At 70.0% G+C, this 17512-nt stretch carries 15 protein-coding genes; 10 read left to right on the top strand and 5 right to left on the bottom strand.

Annotated elements, in window-relative coordinates; all coding sequences use genetic code 11:
• Positions 1-93 precede the first annotated feature (93 nt).
• From AQJ27_RS14710 to AQJ27_RS14700, 3 genes are all read left to right on the top strand, one after another.
• Positions 94-633: a GNAT family N-acetyltransferase gene (locus AQJ27_RS14710; protein ID WP_067367917.1), complete on the top strand. Its 540-nt coding sequence runs from the start codon at positions 94-96 to the stop codon at positions 631-633.
• Between the two features lie 117 nt (positions 634-750).
• Entirely contained in the window at positions 751-1056 is a 306-nt protein-coding gene (locus AQJ27_RS14705; RefSeq protein WP_054232132.1) for a DUF4229 domain-containing protein, read from the top strand.
• A gap of 42 nt (positions 1057-1098) precedes the next feature.
• On the top strand, positions 1099-1743 hold the full coding sequence (locus AQJ27_RS14700) for a TetR/AcrR family transcriptional regulator (RefSeq protein WP_067367539.1): 645 nt from the start codon (positions 1099-1101) through the stop codon (positions 1741-1743).
• Between the two features lie 242 nt (positions 1744-1985).
• Here AQJ27_RS14700 and AQJ27_RS14695 read toward each other — a convergent pair whose 3' ends face one another.
• The gene (locus AQJ27_RS14695) at positions 1986-2954 is read right to left on the bottom strand and encodes a winged helix-turn-helix transcriptional regulator (RefSeq protein ID WP_067367536.1); all 969 of its coding nucleotides are present in this window, start codon (positions 2952-2954) and stop codon (positions 1986-1988) included.
• 269 nt (positions 2955-3223) lie between these two features.
• Here AQJ27_RS14695 and AQJ27_RS14690 point away from each other — a divergent pair, with 269 nt between their 5' ends.
• Complete coding sequence (locus AQJ27_RS14690; RefSeq protein ID WP_079064976.1) at positions 3224-6985, top strand: S8 family peptidase; 3762 nt, start codon at positions 3224-3226, stop codon at positions 6983-6985.
• A 155-nt stretch (positions 6986-7140) separates the two neighbouring features.
• On the opposite strand, the gene AQJ27_RS14685 is transcribed toward AQJ27_RS14690, so the two are convergent.
• The 3 genes from AQJ27_RS14685 to AQJ27_RS14675 form a co-directional block, all read right to left on the bottom strand.
• Complete coding sequence (locus AQJ27_RS14685) at positions 7141-7995, bottom strand: MaoC family dehydratase (RefSeq protein ID WP_067367528.1); 855 nt, start codon at positions 7993-7995, stop codon at positions 7141-7143.
• Positions 7996-8132: 137 nt separating this feature from the next.
• Positions 8133-8387, bottom strand: a complete 255-nt coding sequence (locus tag AQJ27_RS14680) for a DUF397 domain-containing protein (protein ID WP_067367525.1) — start codon at positions 8385-8387, stop codon at positions 8133-8135.
• Entirely contained in the window at positions 8384-9265 is an 882-nt protein-coding gene (locus AQJ27_RS14675; protein ID WP_425275206.1) for a helix-turn-helix domain-containing protein, read from the bottom strand. The genes AQJ27_RS14680 and AQJ27_RS14675 overlap by 4 nt, the downstream gene beginning before the upstream one ends.
• A 115-nt stretch (positions 9266-9380) precedes the next feature.
• On the opposite strand from AQJ27_RS14675, the gene AQJ27_RS14670 reads away from it, so the two are divergent.
• Both AQJ27_RS14670 and AQJ27_RS14665 read left to right on the top strand, forming a co-directional pair.
• On the top strand, positions 9381-9803 hold the full coding sequence (locus AQJ27_RS14670; protein ID WP_067367519.1) for an ATP-binding protein: 423 nt from the start codon (positions 9381-9383) through the stop codon (positions 9801-9803).
• A 192-nt stretch (positions 9804-9995) separates the two neighbouring features.
• Positions 9996-11900: an AMP-dependent synthetase/ligase gene (locus tag AQJ27_RS14665; protein WP_067367516.1), complete on the top strand. Its 1905-nt coding sequence runs from the start codon at positions 9996-9998 to the stop codon at positions 11898-11900.
• A gap of 115 nt (positions 11901-12015) precedes the next feature.
• Here the strand turns inward: AQJ27_RS14665 and AQJ27_RS14660 are convergent, their stop codons facing one another.
• Positions 12016-12219 (bottom strand): cold-shock protein, encoded by a 204-nt coding sequence (locus AQJ27_RS14660; protein WP_028805073.1) that lies wholly within the window; start codon positions 12217-12219, stop codon positions 12016-12018.
• A 344-nt stretch (positions 12220-12563) separates the two neighbouring features.
• Between AQJ27_RS14660 and AQJ27_RS14655 the strand changes: the two genes are divergently transcribed.
• From AQJ27_RS14655 to mqnC, 4 genes are all read left to right on the top strand, one after another.
• Positions 12564-13412, top strand: coding sequence for a menaquinone biosynthetic enzyme MqnA/MqnD family protein (locus tag AQJ27_RS14655; protein ID WP_067367513.1), 849 nt, complete (start codon positions 12564-12566; stop codon positions 13410-13412).
• Between the two features lie 153 nt (positions 13413-13565).
• Positions 13566-15320, top strand: a complete 1755-nt coding sequence (locus AQJ27_RS14650; RefSeq protein WP_067367510.1) for a serine/threonine-protein kinase — start codon at positions 13566-13568, stop codon at positions 15318-15320.
• Positions 15321-15322: 2 nt separating this feature from the next.
• Positions 15323-16222, top strand: a complete 900-nt coding sequence (locus tag AQJ27_RS14645; protein WP_235613592.1) for a prepilin peptidase — start codon at positions 15323-15325, stop codon at positions 16220-16222.
• 72 nt (positions 16223-16294) lie between these two features.
• Positions 16295-17509: a cyclic dehypoxanthinyl futalosine synthase gene (gene mqnC / locus AQJ27_RS14640; protein ID WP_067367507.1), complete on the top strand. Its 1215-nt coding sequence runs from the start codon at positions 16295-16297 to the stop codon at positions 17507-17509.
• Positions 17510-17512 lie beyond the last annotated feature (3 nt).

Below are 17512 nucleotides of genomic sequence, written 5' to 3'. Positions count from 1 at the left end.
CTCCGCCGTCGTGTTCCTGAAGTTCAACCCGGCGTGGGCGGGTGACATCTGCAGTTGGTCCACTCTGACCTCGGTGTTCTACGCTCGGTGGCCGTGCCACTGACCTTCACCCTGTTCACCCGTGACGCGAAGCCGCCCCGCCCCCTGCCCGACCAGTTGCTCACCCTCTGGACGGATGTCACCAACGCGGGCGGTGCGGTCGGCTTCGTGCCGCCGGTGACCGCCGTCGACATACGTCCCCGCGCCGAGGCCCACCTCACCGCGATGGCCGAGGGCCGCACCCGGCTCCTCGCCGGATTCACCGCCGACGGCCGGCTCGCCGCCACCGCGTTCCTCGCCCACAACGACCACCCCCTCATGCGCCACTGGGCCTGGCTGTACACCGTCATGGTCGACCCGGCCCTCCAGGGCCGCGGCTACGGCGCCGACCTGCTCCGCGAGGCCGAGGACCGGGCCCGCGCGCTCGGCCTGGAGGGGCTCCGCCTCACCTGCCGGGGCGGGCAGGGACTGGAACGCTTCTACGCGTCCTGCGGCTACAAGGAGATCGGCCGGGCGCCCGACGCACTGCGTGTCGCGCCGGGCGACGACCGCGACGAGATCACGATGTTGCTGCCTCTCCCGCGAGTCGACTGAGGCCCCCCAGCGCGGCCGACTGAGGCCCCCCTGCGCGACGGGATCGCCGGGCGTGCTTCACTGGACGGTGCCCTTTGGGAACGTTCGAAACGGTTCGGAACGGAAGAGTGGATTGACATGGGCCGCTACACACTGATGCGCCTCGGCGTCTTCGCCGGCTGCCTCGTGGTCGTCTGGGGCCTTGTCTACCTGGGTATCGCCCCGCGCGGCCTGGGTGACTCCAACTACATGTGGATCGTCCTGCTCGCGCTGGTGATCTCCGCGCCCATCAGTTTCGTCGTGCTGCGCAAGGAGCGCGACCGCGCCTCCGCCCAGGTCGTCGCGCGCGTGGATCGCATGAAGACCAACCTGGAGCAGAACCGCAGCCAGGAGGACGGCGTGGACGACGCCACCCGCGGCGGCGTGCAGGGCCAGACCTCGTAACGCTGTGCCTGGCCGACGGCGGCCGATCGTACGCTTGCCTGTATGGGTGCTGTGAAGAACAAGCGGATGCCGCGCGCGGTACGCGAACAGCAGATGCTGGACGCCGCCGTGCGGACCTTCGGGCAGCGGGGGTACCGAGCCGCTTCGATGGACGAGATCGCCGATCTGGCGGGCGTGTCCAAGCCGTTGGTGTATCTGTACCTGAACTCCAAGGAAGACCTCTTCACCGCCTGCATCCGCCGTGAGGCGGCCGCACTGACCACGGCGGTACGCGCGGGCGTCCAGCCCGGACTGCCCGCCGATCGTCAACTCTGGGCGGGCCTGCGGGCGTTCTTCACGCACACCGCGGAGAATCCGGACGGCTGGGCGGTCCTTCACCGCCAGGCGCGTACGCACGGCGAGCCGTTCGCGGTCGAGGTCGCGGCGATGCGCGAGGAACTCGTCGCGTTCGTCACCCAGCTGATCGTGGTCGCCGCGCGTGAGGCTCACCGTGACCCGTCCCTGGCCGAACGGGAGGTCGCCGGACTCGCCGAGGCCCTCGTTGGCGCCGCCGAGTCCCTCGCCGCCTGGGCCAACGCCACGGCGGGCGTCTCCGCGAAGCAGGCCGCGGCGACCCTGATGAACTTCGCCTGGGCGGGCCTGGGCGACCTGATGGAGAACCGCCCGTGGACGCCCCCGCAGGACTGATACGACCTCGGAATCCCAGCTCGGGTACCAGGGACGGGCGAGGTTCAGCAGACCCGGCGTGAGTACCTACGCTTCACCGTGTGTGGTCGGACGCCGATCTCGCGCAGGTGGTCCTGGAGGCTGACGGGGTCCATCGGCTGCCCGGGCTGACGGCAGGGAAAGAGCCGGCGGCTGCGTGCCCGGTTTGAAGCGGCGGCGACTGGAAACGGAGCAACAGCCACCGCGCCAGTCCCCGACCCTCCTCAGATCCAGCCTCGCTTGGCGGCTTCGGTGCCCAGCTGGAAGCGGGTCTCGAGGCCGAGCCGGGACGCCATCGCGGCGATCCGGCGGGTCACGGTGCGCGCGCTCGTGCCCAGTTGCCGGGCGATCGCCTGGTCCTTATAGCCCGTTTGCAACATTTTCAACAGCAAGAGATCATCCGTGCTCGGCTTGTCGGGGGTCTCCGGGGCCGTCGAGGCGATGGGTTGTGCCCGCTGCCAGTAGGTGTCGAACAGCTCGAGGATTGCGTCGAGCAGACCGGACTGATGGACGACGATGATTTTGTCGTACTGCCCTCCGATCAGTGCGACCAGCGCGACACGACGGTCCATGATCCGCAGCCTGAACGGCAGGGTCGGCAGGATCCGGGCCTGCTCGCCGAGTTGGGCCAGGCGGGTGATCAGCTCGAATCGGCCGGGCTGCTCCAGCGCCTCCGGGGTGTAGACGGACCGTATGTCGAGGCCGCGGCCCAGCAGCTCCTTCGTGAAGGTCTCCTCCAACTCGTTGCTGTACGGGCCGATGTACGGGGGCATGTCAAGAACCCAGAAGTGGGTGCGCATCGATTGGGTCAGCTCGGCCACCCGTAGGGTGACCGCCGCCTCACCAGTGATCACCTCCACCAGCTCGGTCGGATCCCTCTGCAGCCGGCTGGCGCGGTACTCACTTGCCAGGTCATCGACCACGTCCAACACCGCGGCGAACGCCGCCTCGGAATCGGCTCGGCGCTTGGCGAGCAGTGCGCTCAACGCGGTCCGCGGGCTGACCGGCCGGTACTGGCCGTGCGTTTCTCTTCGCAGCACGCCCAGTTCCACCAACCGGGCCACCGCGTGCCGTATCTGGCCGGGTGTGGTGCCCAGGTGTTCGGCGATCTCCAGCGCTGTCCGGTCCGGCTTGGTCAGATAGGCGCGGTAGACCCGCTCGTCGAACTCGCTGATCCCTAGGGCATCGAGCACCGGGCCTCCTCCTCGGCCGTCTCGGCTCGGCGAGCCGTCGGACCGGTATTGGCGCGATTCGCCAGCTGGCGATATCAGACACGAGTCTGATCTATACATCTCCCAGCCACAAGCCTTAACTGTGCTCGTCCACGCCGGCCTGCCGCGCGATCCCAGAACCCCCACGATCGGTCCACAGCGTCGGCCATCCGATCCCCCCGCCGATCCGTCACTTCAGTCATGACCCGCTTGTGGGCCGACCCGGCCCCACGGAACATTCAGGGAATTCCTTGAGATCATCACTGAGACGCTGGAGCGTGTGCGCCGTCGCCGGCGCCGCCTTCCTGTCGTTGGCACAACCCGCCGCCCTGTCCGCCGCTCATGCGGCATCACCCGCGCCCGTACCCGCCGACCCTGCCCCGACGACGCCGCAGAACGTGCCGCCGGGCGCCCACACCGTCACCCTGGTCACGGGGGACGTCGTCACCACCCGTCAGACCGGCAGCAAGGCCGGAGGCACCGTCGATGTGCGCAGCGCCACCGGGGCACCGGTCGACGCGCACATCATGGAGTCGAACGGCGACCTGTACGTGTATCCCGGCTCCGTTCTCCCCTATGTGGCGTCGGGCACGCTGGACAAGCGCCTGTTCAACATCAGCCGGCTCGTCGCGGACGGCTACGACGACGCACATCGCGACCAGTTGCCGCTGATCGTCTCGTACGACAGCAAAGCCTCCTCAGGGCTGCGTTCCGCAACCCCCAAGGGCGCCACCCGGGTCAGGGCCCTCGGCAGTGTCCGGGGTGCCGCGCTGGCCGAGGACCGGGACCGGTCGGCGGACTTCTGGCGGGCTGTCACCTCCGCGCCGGCGTCGGGCTCGAGGACCGCGGCAGCCGCGTCCGGCAAACCGGCCTTCGGCGTGGGTATCGCCCGCATCTGGCTCGACGGGGTCGTGAAGGCGGATCTCGCCGAGTCCACCTCCCAGATCGGCGCGCCGCAGGCGTGGGAGGCCGGTGACACCGGGAAGGGCGTGGACGTCGCCGTCCTGGACACCGGTGTCGACGCCGAACACCCCGACCTGGTCGGCCGAATAGCGGCCTCGCAGAGCTTCGTCCCGGACGAGGACGTGACGGACCGCGGCCTCGACGGGCACGGCACCCACGTCGCGTCCACCATCGCCGGCACGGGGGCCGCGTCGGACGGCAAGGAGAAGGGCGTCGCACCCGGCGCGGACCTGCACATCGGCAAGGTGCTCTCCAACACGGGTTCCGGCGAGGAATCCTGGGTGCTGGCCGGCATGGAGTGGGCCGCGGTGGACCAGCACGCGGACATCATCAGCATGAGCCTGGGCGACCCGACTCCGTCCGACGGCACCGACCCCCTCAGCACGGCGGTCGACCGCCTCAGTGCCGAGACCGGGGCCTTGTTCGTGATCGCGGCAGGCAACACCGGTACGCCCGGCGGCATCGGCGGCCCGGGCGCGGCTGACTCCGCCCTGACGGTGGGGGCCGTCGACTCCTCGGACGACGTCGCCAACTTCTCGAGCCAGGGCCCGCGCATCGACGGCGCGCTCAAGCCGGAGATCAGCGCGCCCGGCGTCAACGTGCTGGCGGCATGCTCGCAATACGCGGAGGGCTGCCAGGGCAGCTACAAGCCAATGAGCGGGACCTCGATGGCCACCCCGCACGTCGCGGGAGCCGCCGCGCTGCTGGCCGCCGCGCACCCCGAGCTGACCGGCTCCCAGTTGAAGGACCTGCTGGTGAGCAGCTCGAAGCAGCTGCCCGCGTGGAACGCCTTCCAGGCGGGCAGCGGCCGGGTGGACGTCGCGTCGGCGCTGAGCGCCGGTGTCTTCGCCTCCTCGACGGCGTTCGCCACCGAGGTGACGACGGGCGGGTCCGGCGCGGTGAAACGCCCGGTCACGTACACCAACATGGGTGACTCGCCCGTCACCCTCGACCTCTCCGTGAAGGCCCCGAACGCCCCCGCGGGAATGTTCCAGTTGTCCGCCCCCCAGGTCGTCGTGCCGGCGCACGGCACCGCCGAGGTCACGGTCACCATCGACGGCTCCACGGCGACAGGGGGCGGCCGCTGGACCGGTCAGGTCGTCGCGGCCGACACGGCGGGGAAGGTCGTCACCCACACGGCTGTGTCGCTGGGCGACGTCACCCGCAAGCTGACCGTGGTCCTCAAGGACGCACACGGAAATCCGATGCCAGGTGTCGTCGAGGTGCTGCGGTCCGGCGACGACGCGCCCGTGTTCTACTACGTCGACGAAACCGGCACGTTCCAGACGTACCTCCAGAACGACGTCTACTCGGTGATGTCCTTCGAGGAGGTGCAGGGCGTGCACGGCCCGCACTCGATGGGGATGGCGCTGCTCGGTGACCCCGAGGTCGTGATCGACCACCACGACGTCACGGTCACCCTGGACGCCGCGAAGATCGAGCGGGTGGACATGACCACACCGCAGCGGACCGAGACGACCTTCCAGCGCCTGGAGTACGACCGCTCGATGGGCGGCCAGAACTGGCGCGACTTCCTGCTGACCCAGACCAACTACGACAGCCTGTGGGCCCAGCCCACCACGCACAAGGTGACCCACGGCGATTTCTACCTCGGCGCCCGCTGGCGCAAGGAGCAGCCGGCACTGGCCGTCGCCACCAAGACCACCGAGTTCACCGACGCACTCCGGCAAGACGGCGTCACCCCGCTGCCCCAGGGTCACTACAGGCTCCCGCTCGTGGCCGCCGGGGACGGCACGAGCGCGGACTACGCCGGTCTGGACGCGCAGGGCAAGGCGGTCGTCGTCCGCCGCAACGACACGATCAGCGACTCCGACCAGGCCGCCGCGGCGGTCGCGGCGGGCGCCAAGCTCCTGCTGGTCGTGAACAACGAACCCGGGCGCCGATTCCGGAGCTACAGCAAGGCCTCCCCGTGGGGCGCCAACACCCCCGCCGGAATCGACGTCACGCTGTTGAGCACGGACGAGGGCGAGAAGCTCTTCGGCCAGGCCTCCGATCGCGGGGCGATGCTCTCGGTGGACTCGCAGCCGGTCAGCCCTTACGTGTACGACCTGATGAAGACGTGGCACAACGAGATCCCGGACCACATGGTCGTCCAGGGCGGCCCGAACAACCTCGCGCGGGTGAACGTCACCTTCGACAGCCCCGATACGACCCTGGGCGGTGGTGAGTTCCGCTACGACCATCCGGTCTACAACGCGGACTGGGCGATCGGTTGGCCATACATGCGGGAGCCGGTGAACTCGCAGCGGGTCGACTGGGTCTCCACCGGGCCCGGATACTCCTGGGGCCAGGAGGCCTACGTCGACGACCTGATCTACGAGATCGAGCCGCGCACCACGTACCGGGCGGGCAGCACACAGACGCAGGAGTGGTTCAAGCCCATCGAGCGCCCGTACCTGAACGACAACTACAAGCCGCCCACGCGCAGCGGGAGCCACCTGGTCCTCGACGTTCCCGCCTGGGGCGGCTCGGACCACGTCGGCATGTCCTTGGACTACCAGCGCATGCATCACACCCTCACGCTCTACCAGGGTGACACCCAGCTGGCCCAGAACTCGGACAACACCGAGGTGCAGGCCGACGCACCCGGCGCCGGCACACTGCCCTACCGTCTCGTCCTGGACGCCAACCGGGACAGCACGGTGAGTCCGTACTCCTCCACCACGCACACCGAATGGGACTTCACCTCCCAGGCCCCGGCGGGGGACGAGAAGGCGGTCCTGCCGCTCATGCAGATCAACTACGGCGTCGACACCAACGCGGCCGGCAAGGCCGCGAAGAACGCGACACTGACGGCGTCCGTCGCCCACCTCGCCCACGCCGCGGGCGCCGGCACCCTGTCGGCGGTCACCTTGGAGGTGTCCTACGACGACGGACACACCTGGCGGAAGATCACCTGCGGACACGACGGCCGGTTCGGGCTGTCCGCTCCGAAGCAGGCCCGGTTCGTCTCGCTGCGGGCTCACGCCCACGACAGTGCCGGCAACGCGGTCGCACAGACCGTGATCCGGGCCTTCGGTCTCCGCTGACCAGGAGCCGGCCGCTCACACGCTGGACCTGAATCACTTGTGCGGCGGGTCGCCCCCCCCGGGGTGGCCCGCCGCACAGGCGTGCCTCCGCGCGCGAGGATCCGGACCGTACGGACCCGCGGATTTCCCACCGTTCCGAGGCCGATACCCCTCCCTCACTCGGGTGCCGCGGGCCGGGGCAGGGGCCGTACCTCACCCACCAGATGCAGCAGGTCCGTGCCGCCGCCGCGCAGCTCGAACGCGGGGCCGTCGGCGGCGTAAGTGACGGTGCCCGGCAGCAGAACCGGTGCCTTGAAGTCGGCACGTACGCGCACCGCGTCCTGGGGGCCCTGTTCCGCGAGGCAGCGGGCCACCGTCCACATGCCGTGCGCGATGGCGCGGGGGAAGCCGAACAGGCGGGCGGTGAGGGGGTGCAGGTGGATGGGGTTGCGGTCCCCCGAGGCCGCACCGTACCGCCGCCCGACGTCCGCGCCGAGACGCCATTCGGCGCGGACGGGGAGGGGCTTGGCGTCGTCCGACTCCCGCGGGGGCGTGGACGTCGGCTCCTCGGTCGTCCGGTGCCGGGCGAGATAAGTACTCCTCGACTCCCAGACCGGCTCGCCGTCGACCCTGGCCTCGGTCGCGACGACGGCTTGCGTCCCGCGACGATGGGGCGCCAACCCGGTGACACACACGCCGAGTTCGTACGCCTCCGTGGCGGCCAGCGACTGTCGCTGGGTGATCTCGATCGAGGTGTGGACGAGCCCGAGCAGCGGCAGGGGGAACGAGCGGCTCGCCATGATCCGCATGGCGAGCGGAAACCCGAGAACGTGCGGGTACGTCACCGGCAGCGCGTCCGCCCCCGTCGCGAACCCACAGACCCGCTCGTACGCGGCGAGCCGGGCGAGGTCGATACGGACGTCCGGGAGAACGAGAGGGGTCGGCGGGACGTGGGCGTCCGGGCGGGGTCGTTTGAAGGGGGAGAGGAGTGCGCCTCGGGCGAGGACAGGGGTCAGGTAGCGGTCGGCCATGGTCCAACTCCCGGCTCGGGTGTATTTACTCCGGAGTCAGGTTACCCAGGGTAAGGCCACGTCGATGCCTTCCCTCGCTCGGTGTCCGAGAACGGCCTGCCGCGCCGAGTACGGCCGCGTTCGTCGCGTGGTCCGCGTCAGGGGCCCGCGATCCCGGGCCCGGCGGTGAGGAAGGCGGACCAGGTGGTGGGGGAGAGGGTGAGGCGGGGGCCGGTGGGGTTCTTGGAGTCGCGGATGTGGATGGTGTGGGGGCAGGCAGCGACCTCCACGCATTCACCGCCCTCACCGCTGCTGTAGCTCGACTTCCGCCAGATGTAGGCGACTTCGAGGCATTGGCCGCCTTCGCCGCTGCTGTAGCTGGACTTGAACCAGTTGAGTTTCTCGGTGCTCATAGCTCCCCCAGCTTCTTCTCGATCAAGGCCCGGGACTCCATGGGGTTGAGTGCCAGTGCGCGCATGATCCCATAGCGGTCGGCGATCTTCCGGACCTCCTCCGGGTCGGTGATCAGGCGAGGGAAGCCCTGCGCCTCCGTGTACGCAACCTGCCCGTACCTCTTGGGAGACAGCAGGTTGAACGCGCTGTCCAGGTTGGGGTGTTCCTCGCGGCGGGTCGGCATCACCTGGATCTCGACATTGCGCATGCTGCCGACACGTAACAGGTTGAGTAGCTGGTCCTTGAAGACGGCCTGCCCGCCGATCGGTCGGTCCAGCATGACCTCTTCGAGTACGTAACTTACGGCGGGCGGTGGCCAGCGATCGAAGACCTGCTGCCTGGAGAGCCTGTCGGCGACCCGTTTCTCAATGGTGTCCTCGCTCAGAAACGGGCGCCGTTGGCCGAACACGGCTCGCGCATAATCCTCCGTCTGTAACAGCCCCGGCACCCCCTGGTTGGCGTAGAAATGCAGCTCGACCGCCTCCGCCTCCAACCCGGCGTAACTCCGATACCACTCCGGATGACGAGTCCGCGCCTTCTTCATCGCCTCCCTGACCTCGGGGATCGCCTGCTTCAACAGGCCCCCGGCATCGAGGAGTTCGTCCGCCTTCTCCAGCAGCTCGGGGCGAGTCACCCGTACGCCCCGCTCCATGGCGGAGATCGCGTCGGGGCCGTACCCCACCGACTGCCCGAACTCCTTCTGCGTCAGCCCCGCCCGCTCACGCAGCAGCTTCAGCATCTTGCCGAGCGCGGTGAACAAGCCCGTCGTTCCCTCGGCCTCCGCCGGTGTCTCCGGCCTCCGGTCAGTCTCTTCCGTCACGTACGCCACCGCCTTCACACGCTCACCGCCACGGCCGACAACCCGCACACCCCGCGCACCGCACCCGTACGGCTACGCAGCGTCGCCGGGTCGCCCCTGGTCAGCGTAGGGCGAGCCGACCACGCTCGGTGATGTGAACTCTCGAATCTCCACCCCCACCGACGAACTGAGCCAGCGCCTCAGCTCCACCCCGCGCGGCGCCCGCCTGGCCCGTCACCTCACCGCACACCAACTCGCCGAGTGGGGATATCCGCACGACAGCGACGTGAACGACACCGCACAGCACGTCGTGGCCGAACTCGCCGCCAACGCGGTCACCCACGGCCGCGTACCCGGACGCGACTTCGAACTCCGCCTGCTGCGCCTCCCGGAGGGCACGCTGCGTATCGAGGTGAGTGACACGCGCGGTGACCGGCATCTGCGGTTCGGCGCGAGAGAGGTGGACGGTGAGGGAGGGCGGGGTCTGGTCGTCGTGGCCGTGCTCGCCACCGTATGGGGCGTCGCGCACCGCCTGGTCGGCAAGACGGTATGGGCCGAACTTCGTCTGAAGAATTAAGATTTACCCCGGGTAACTCGCACTTCGCCCGCCTTGAACACCCACAAACCCCACACTCCCGCCCCGTACGATCCCGGTCACCCCTGCCTTGTTGAAACTCGCATGAACCCCCCACGCCCCAGGCACGTATGAGACTTTGCGCCCCCAACCCACCTCATACCGACCGGGTCCTGGTAGCCAAGGAGCCACTCCATGTCCACCCAGCCCAGCCCGTACGACTCCCCACCCTCCCTCGTGGAGCCCGAGATCAGGCGGCTGGACGGAGTGGTGCGCGAGGTGTCCGTGCCACCCCTCGTCGGTCAGGTGACCCACGGCTCGCTCGCGGACATCCCGTTCGACAACGCGACCGTGGCCCCGAACACGGCGGTCCTCAGCAGGAAGAACGCCGACGGCGCCTGGGAGGACGTGACCGCCACCGAGTTCGCCGCGCAGGTGCTGGCGGTGGCGAAGGGCCTGATCGCCGAGGGCCTGGCGCCCGGCGACCGCATCGCGATCATGGCGCGGACGACGTACGAGTGGACGCTCCTGGACTTCGCGGCCTGGGCGGCGGGCCTGGTCACCGTCCCCGTCTACCCCACCTCCTCCGTTTTCCAGGTCCGCTGGATCCTCCAGGACTCGGGAGCCGTCGCCCTCGCCACGGAGACGGTGGCGCAGGCGTCCGCGCTCGGCCCGGAACGCGACCGGATCCCCGACCTGCGGCACATGTGGGTCTTCGAGAAGGGCCACCTGGAGCGGCTGGCCGAACTGGGCCGGGACATCCCGGACCAGGAGGTCGCCGTGCGCCGTGGGGTGCTCGGCCCCGACACGCTCGCCACCCTCATCTACACCTCGGGTACCACCGGCCGCCCCAAGGGCTGCGTACTCACCCACGGCAACTTCTTCGCCGAGATCGACAACGCGATCGAACTGCTCTACCCGATCTTCAAGGCGAAGACCTCGGACGCCGCGTCGATGCTCCTCTTCCTCCCCCTCTCCCATGTCTTCGGGCGGATGGTCGCGGTCGCCTGTCTGCGCGCCCGGGTGCGCCTGGGCCATGCGCCGAGCCTGAGTACCGAGGACCTGCTCGCGGACCTGGCGAGCTTCCGGCCCACCTTCCTGCTGGCCATCCCTTATGTCATGGAGAAGGTGTTCAACACCGGCCGGGCCACGGCCGAGAAGATGGGCCGCGGGTCCTCCTTCGACCGCGCCGCGCGCATCGCGTGCAGCTACGGCGAGGCGGTCGAGGCCAAGCAGCACGGCACCGGGCCGGGCCCTTCGCGCTCCCTGCGCGCCGCCCGTGCCCTCTACGACCCCCTGGTCTACCGCCGGATCCGCAACGCGCTGGGCGGCAAGGTCCGCTACACGATCTGCGGCGGCTCCCCGCTGGGCCGCCGTCTCGCCGCGTTCTACGCCGGTGCCGGCATCGAGATCTTCGAGGGGTACGGCCTGACGGAGACCACCGCCGCCGCGACCGTCACGCCCCCGCTCAAACCCCGACTGGGCACGGTGGGCTGGCCGCTGCCGGGCACCCGGGTACGGATAGCCGGGGACGGCGAGATCCTGCTGGGCGGCGAACAGATCTTCCGCGGCTACTGGGACCCGAACGCGGGCGGCGTCGTCGACGCGGCGCCGGACGGCTGGTTCGCGACCGGTGACATCGGCGAACTGGACGACGGGGGCTACCTCACCATCACGGGCCGCAAGAAGGAGATCCTGATCACCGCGGGCGGCAAGAGCGTGGCTCCCGCGCCTCTGGAGAACTGGCTCCGCTCGCATCCGCTGATCGCCCAGTGCATCGTTCTCGGCGACCGCCGCCCTTACGTCACCGCGCTCATCACCCTGGACCAGGACGGCGTCACCCACTGGCGCCAGATGATCGGCAAGCACCCCGTCCCGCCGGAGCTCCTCATGGACGACCCGGAGCTGAACGTCATCCTCCAGCGCGCGATCGACGAGGCCAACAAACTCGTCTCCCGCCCCGAGTCCATCCGCCGCTTCGCCGTTCTCCCGGGAGACTTCACGGAACTGGCGGGCCACGTGACCCCCACCATGAAGCTGAAGCGGGCGGCGATCGAACGTGACTTCAGCAAGGAGATCGAGGAGCTGTACGTGCGGTAGGGCCGCTCAGGGGCGATCCGGACAAGGCAGGAGCCCCGCGACCGGCTGGCGCGGGGCTCCTTGGGTAATGCGATCCGTTCCGGATCAAAGCATTGGGCTCATGAAGCCCGCAGACTTAGATCGGGGTGACGTTCTCCGCCTGCGGGCCCTTCGGACCCTGCGTGACGTCGAAGGAAACCGACTGGTTCTCTTCGAGAGAGCGGAATCCGCTCGCGTTGATCGCGGAGTAGTGGACGAAGACGTCCGGGCCGCCGCCTTCCTGGGCGATGAAACCAAAGCCCTTTTCGGCGTTGAACCACTTCACGGTTCCGGTAGCCATAAGCCCTCCTTGGGCCCAAAGGGTTGCCCTGCTCCAGAACCTGCGATTGTGTAAACAACTGCATTCGTCTGAAAACGACGAGAGCCCGCGGTCACATGCTCCGCAGGCTCTGTACTGCAAGGGAAACCAAACTGCAACTTGCGGCGAGCCTAGCACGCAGGCAGCCGAAAGCAATAGGGGGCAAGATCACGTCACCCGGATGTTTGACCCGCATGGCGGATGGGTTGACGAAGGTGGTGTCGACTGGCTGTCGCAAGGGTTGACACGAGAGGGCGGAAGGGTTTCGGAAACCACGCGGGGACCCTGGAGACTGCACCGTACTCCATGGGGTCTAGCCTCGCGATGTGGACAATTACCGCACCCGGCCGCGCGTCGGCCACATCCAGTTCCTGAACTGCCTGCCCCTCTACTGGGGGCTCGCGAGAACGGGCACGCTCCTCGACTTCGAGCTCACCAAGGACACCCCGGAGAAGCTCAGCGAGAAGCTGGTGCAGGGCGACCTCGACATCGGGCCCATCACGCTCGTCGAGTTCCTCAAGCACGCCGACGAGCTGGTCGCCTTCCCGGACATCGCGGTCGGCTGCGACGGTCCGGTGATGTCCTGTGTGATCGTCTCGCAGGTCCCGCTGGACCAGCTGGACGGCGCCCGGGTCGCCCTCGGCTCCACCTCCCGCACGTCCGTTCGGCTCGCGCAGCTGCTGCTGGCCGAGAGCGTGGGCGTCCAGCCGTCCTACTACACATGCCCGCCCGACCTCAGCCTGATGATGCAGGAGGCCGACGCCGCCGTCCTCATCGGTGACGCTGCGCTGCGGGCCAACCTCCTCGACGGGCCGAAGTTCGGTCTGGAGGTGCACGACCTAGGCACGCTGTGGAAGGAGTGGACGGGCCTGCCGTTCGTCTTCGCCGTGTGGGCGGCCCGCCGCGACTACCTGGAGCGCGAGCCCGTCGTCACCCGCAAGGTGCACGAGGCCTTCCTCGCCTCCCGGGACCTCTCGCTGGACGAGGTCTCCAAGGTCGCCGAGCAGGCGGCCCGCTGGGAGGCCTTCGACGAGCAGGTCCTGGAGCGGTACTTCACCACGCTCGACTTCCGCTTCGGCGGCCCGCAGCTCGCGGCCGTACAGGAGTTCGCCCGGCGGGTCGGCTCGACCACCGGCTTCCCGACGGACGTGAAGGTCGAACTGCTGACTCCCTGAGATCGCGCGGACATCTCGCTGGGATCGCGCGGACGTCTCCCCGGGATCGCGGGGGATGTTCTGAACCCGCGGGGGCGTTGGGGACCCCGCGGGGGCGTACGGAACTACCCTGCTGGGCAGTGCGTCCGTGCGTACGGGGGAGGTGGGAGCGCCATGCAGCCGCTCGGAGTGGATGAACCCACGGTCGTGGGGCCCTACCGGTTGCTCGGCCGGCTGGGGTCCGGCGGCATGGGACGGGTGTACCTGGGCCGCAGCGCGGGCGGGCGGACGGTCGCGGTCAAGATCGTGCACCCGCACTTCGCGCTCGACGAGGAGTTCCGCGCCCGCTTCCGCCGCGAGGTCGAGGCCGCGCGGCGGGTGGGCGGCGCGTGGACGGCCCCGGTCCTCGACGCGGATCCGGAGGCGTCCGTGCCGTGGGTCGCGACCGGCTACGCGGCCGGTCCCTCGCTCGCCGCGGCGGTCGCGGACGCGGGCGGTCCGCTCCCGGCGCATTCGGTACGGGTGCTGGGCGCGGGCCTGGCCGAGGCGCTCACGGCGGTCCACGCACTGGGCCTCGTCCACCGTGACGTCAAGCCCTCCAACGTCCTGCTCACCCTCGACGGCCCCCTCCTCATCGACTTCGGCATCGCCCGGGCCACCGACGGCACCGCCTCGCTCACCTCGACGGGCGTCTCCGTCGGCTCCCCCGGCTACATGTCCCCCGAGCAGATCCTCGGCAAGGGGGTCACGGGCGCGGCGGACGTCTTCTCCCTGGGCGCGGTGCTGGTGTACGCGGCGACGGGCGAGTCCCCGTTCCCCGGTGACTCCTCGGCCGCCCTCCTCTACAAGGTGGTGCACGAGGAACCCCGGCTCGGCTCCCTGGAGGGGGAGCTACGGGAACTCGTGGCCGCCTGCCTCGCCAAGGACCCGGCCGGCAGGCCGACCCCGGGCGAGGTGGCCGGACGGCTGGCCCCCGAGGGAGCGGCCCGGCTGGTGACCGCCGGCTGGCTGCCGGGGCCCCTGGTGGAGCAGGTCAGCCGCAGCGCGGTGCAGCTGCTGAACCTGGAGGCGGCGGAGGTGACGCCGTCCGGGCCGGTGGGGTTCAGCAGCCCTTCGGTGGGCACGGACTCCGGGGCCGGGGCGCCGCCGCCCGACGGGGTGTTCGGTCCGCCGCCGACCATGCCGCCGTACGCCATGCCGACGTACGTTCCGGGGCAGCGCGATGTCCAGGACGCGGTCGCCGCGCCGACGGTCCACCCGAGCACGCCCGCGGCCGGCCCCGGCCACCAGGGCCGCGAGGACCGGCGAGAGCACCGGGAGGACCACCCGGGCAAGCTCTCCGTCAGCATGGCCGCGACCTCGGCCCCCGGTGCGAACGGTCGTGGCCGCAGGGTGAGTTGCACGCTCGCGCTGGCCGTGGCGGGAGCGCTGGCCGCGGTGACCGTGGGCTCGGTGTTCATGTTCCATCTGCTCCCGGGCGGCGGTGACGACAACACGGCCTCCAGAGGCCCCGATTCCGCGGCCACCCCTCCGGCGGCGACACCGAGCGCCGCCGGCTCGGCCGACGCGACGCTCGCCTCCGTGCCCGCGCACTACCTCGGCACCTGGTCGGGCGACGCCTACGCGCTGAGCGGGAAGCTGCCCGCGGGCACGTTCCGGGTCACCCTCCACCAGGCCGCCGTGGGAAAGGAGTTGGGCACGTTCCGGTCGACCGATCTGATCGGCGGCATCTGTGACGACGTACTCGTCCTGAAGAAGGTCACGGACAAACAGCTCACCGCGACGAGCATCGCCAAGGCGTCCAACTCCGGGACCTGCACGACGGGCAGCCACGAGGTGCGGCTGATTCCCGCCGGTGGCGACCTCAAGTACGAGACGGACAACGCGGACGCGGGCGATCCGGTGGCGCGCATGTCGAAGGCCGAGTAGCCGTGGACCTCGAACTCTGGTCCGTCCGGCCGCTGTGGCTGACCGTCCTCGCCGCCCTCTGGGGCGCGGCGGCGGGACTGCTGGTGCCGCGGGCCGCCTACCGGTTCGCGGTGGAGCCGGACGAGGCGTGGCGGACCCGGTGCCCCGACGGACACGTCCTCACCGGCGCCGCGGGCGGCTGGCTCGGCCTCGCCCGCTGCCCCGACTGCGCCCAGGACCTTCCTGACCGCCGTACGTCGAGGTCGGCGCCCGGAGATGCGGGGCGTGTGCCTGGAGACGAGGGCCGCGTGCCCGGTGATGCCGGGCGGGTGACGGGCGGTGCGGGGTGGGTGCCGGGCGACGCCCCGGCGGCGTACCGCTACGGCCCCGGCACCCCGCTCGTCACCCTCACCACCGCGGGGGCCTGCGCCGGTCTCGCCCTCGCCACCGGCGCCCGCCCCGAACTGGCCGTCTGGCTGCTGCTCGCGCCGCTCGGCGTGCTGCTCGCGGTCGTGGACTTCCGGGTGCAGCGCCTGCCGGACGTCCTGACCCTTCCGCTCGCGGGCCTGGCGCTCGTACTGCTGGGCGTGATGGCCCTCGTACCGGAGCACGCGGGGGAGTGGCCGACCGCGCTGTTCGGGTCGCTCGTGCTGGGCGGCGCGTACTTCCTCCTCTTCCTCGTCAACCCGAACGGCATGGGCTTCGGGGATGTGAAGCTCGCGCTGGGAATCGGGGCCGTGCTCGGCTGGTACGGATGGGGGACCGTGGTGCTCGGTACCTTCGCCGGGTTCCTGTTCGGCGGCCTGTACGGGTTGGGGCTGGTGCTGATGCGACGCGCGGGGCGCAAGACGTCCATCCCCTTCGGGCCGTTCCTGATCGCGGGGGCGTACGTCGGGCTGCTGATCGGGGCGTACGCGGCCTGACGTCGGGCCGCGCGTGGGGCTGGCGTAGGCTGGCCGGGTCCGTCCAGAACCCTTACGAAAGGGACGCTCCCGGTGACCGAGAAGGCCGACCTCACGTCTTTTGATGTCACAGCCGTCCTCGACCGTGCTGCCGCGGGTGGGCGGATCACCCCCGAAGAGGCGCTCGTCCTCTACCGCGACGCCCCGCTGCACGCCCTGGGCGCCGCCGCGGACGCGGTACGCCGCCGCCGGTACGCGGGGACCGAGCACATCGCCACGTACATCATCGAGCGCAACATCAACTACACGAACGTGTGCGTCACGGCGTGCAAGTTCTGCGCCTTCTACGCGGCTCCCAAGGACACCGCCAAGGGCTGGACGCGCGACCTCGACGACATCCTGCGCCGCTGCGCGGAGACCGTCGAACTCGGTGGTACGCAGATCATGTTCCAGGGCGGACACCACCCGGACTACGGCGTCGAGTACTACGAGAAGCACTTCGCCGCGATCAAGGCCGCCTACCCGCAGCTGGTCATCCACTCCCTCGGCGCGTCCGAGGTCGAGCACATGGCCCGTATCTCCAAGGTGAGTGTGGAGGAGGCCATCCAGCGGATCCACACCGCCGGCCTCGACTCCTTCGCGGGCGCCGGCGCCGAACTCCTCCCGGCCCGCCCCCGCAAGGCGATCGCCCCCCTCAAGGAGTCCGGCGAGCGCTGGCTGGAGATCATGGAGACCGCGCACGGGCTGGGCGTCGAGTCGACGTCCACCATGCTCATGGGCACCGGCGAGACCAACGCCGAGCGCATCGAGCACCTGCGGATGATCCGTGACGTACAGGACCGCACGGGCGGCTTCCGCGCCTTCATCCCGTACACCTACCAGCCCGAGAACAACCACCTGAAGGGCCGCACGCAGGCGACGCTCTTCGAGTACCTGCGGATGATCGCGATCGCCCGGCTGTTCATGGACAACATCGCCCACATCCAGGGCTCCTGGCTCACCACCGGCAAGGAGGTCGGCCAGCTCTCCCTGCACTACGGCGCGGACGACCTCGGCTCGATCATGCTGGAGGAGAACGTCGTCTCCTCCGCCGGCGCCAAGCACCGCTCCAACCGCATGGAGATCATCGACCTGATCCGCAAGGCCGGCCGCGTGCCCGCCCAGCGGACCACGACGTACGAGCACATCGTCGTCCACGACGACCCGGCGAACGACCCGGTCGACGAGCGCGTCATGTCCCACATCTCGTCCACCGCGATCGAGGGCGGCACGGCGCACCCCGAGCTGAAGCTGCTCGCCTCCAACTAGCGC

This window comes from Streptomyces olivochromogenes, assembly GCF_001514115.1.
Classification (GTDB): Bacteria; Actinomycetota; Actinomycetes; order Streptomycetales; family Streptomycetaceae; genus Streptomyces; species Streptomyces olivochromogenes.
The sequence above is the reverse complement of the archived record's forward strand: the minus strand, read 5'-3'. Positions and strand labels throughout refer to the sequence as shown.

What these genes read in the sequence shown, in the direction of transcription:
- AQJ27_RS14680 (WP_067367525.1), bottom strand. Translation starts at nt 8,387, where the DNA reads ATGAGCACCGAGAAACTCAACTGGTTCAAGTCCAGCTACAGCAGCGGC.
- AQJ27_RS14665 (WP_067367516.1), top strand. Translation starts at nt 9,996, where the DNA reads ATGTCCACCCAGCCCAGCCCGTACGACTCCCCACCCTCCCTCGTGGAG.
- AQJ27_RS14705 (WP_054232132.1), top strand. Translation starts at nt 751, where the DNA reads ATGGGCCGCTACACACTGATGCGCCTCGGCGTCTTCGCCGGCTGCCTC.
- AQJ27_RS14660 (WP_028805073.1), bottom strand. Translation starts at nt 12,219, where the DNA reads ATGGCTACCGGAACCGTGAAGTGGTTCAACGCCGAAAAGGGCTTTGGT.
- AQJ27_RS14700 (WP_067367539.1), top strand. Translation starts at nt 1,099, where the DNA reads ATGGGTGCTGTGAAGAACAAGCGGATGCCGCGCGCGGTACGCGAACAG.
- AQJ27_RS14685 (WP_067367528.1), bottom strand. Translation starts at nt 7,995, where the DNA reads ATGGCCGACCGCTACCTGACCCCTGTCCTCGCCCGAGGCGCACTCCTC.
- AQJ27_RS14650 (WP_067367510.1), top strand. Translation starts at nt 13,566, where the DNA reads ATGCAGCCGCTCGGAGTGGATGAACCCACGGTCGTGGGGCCCTACCGG.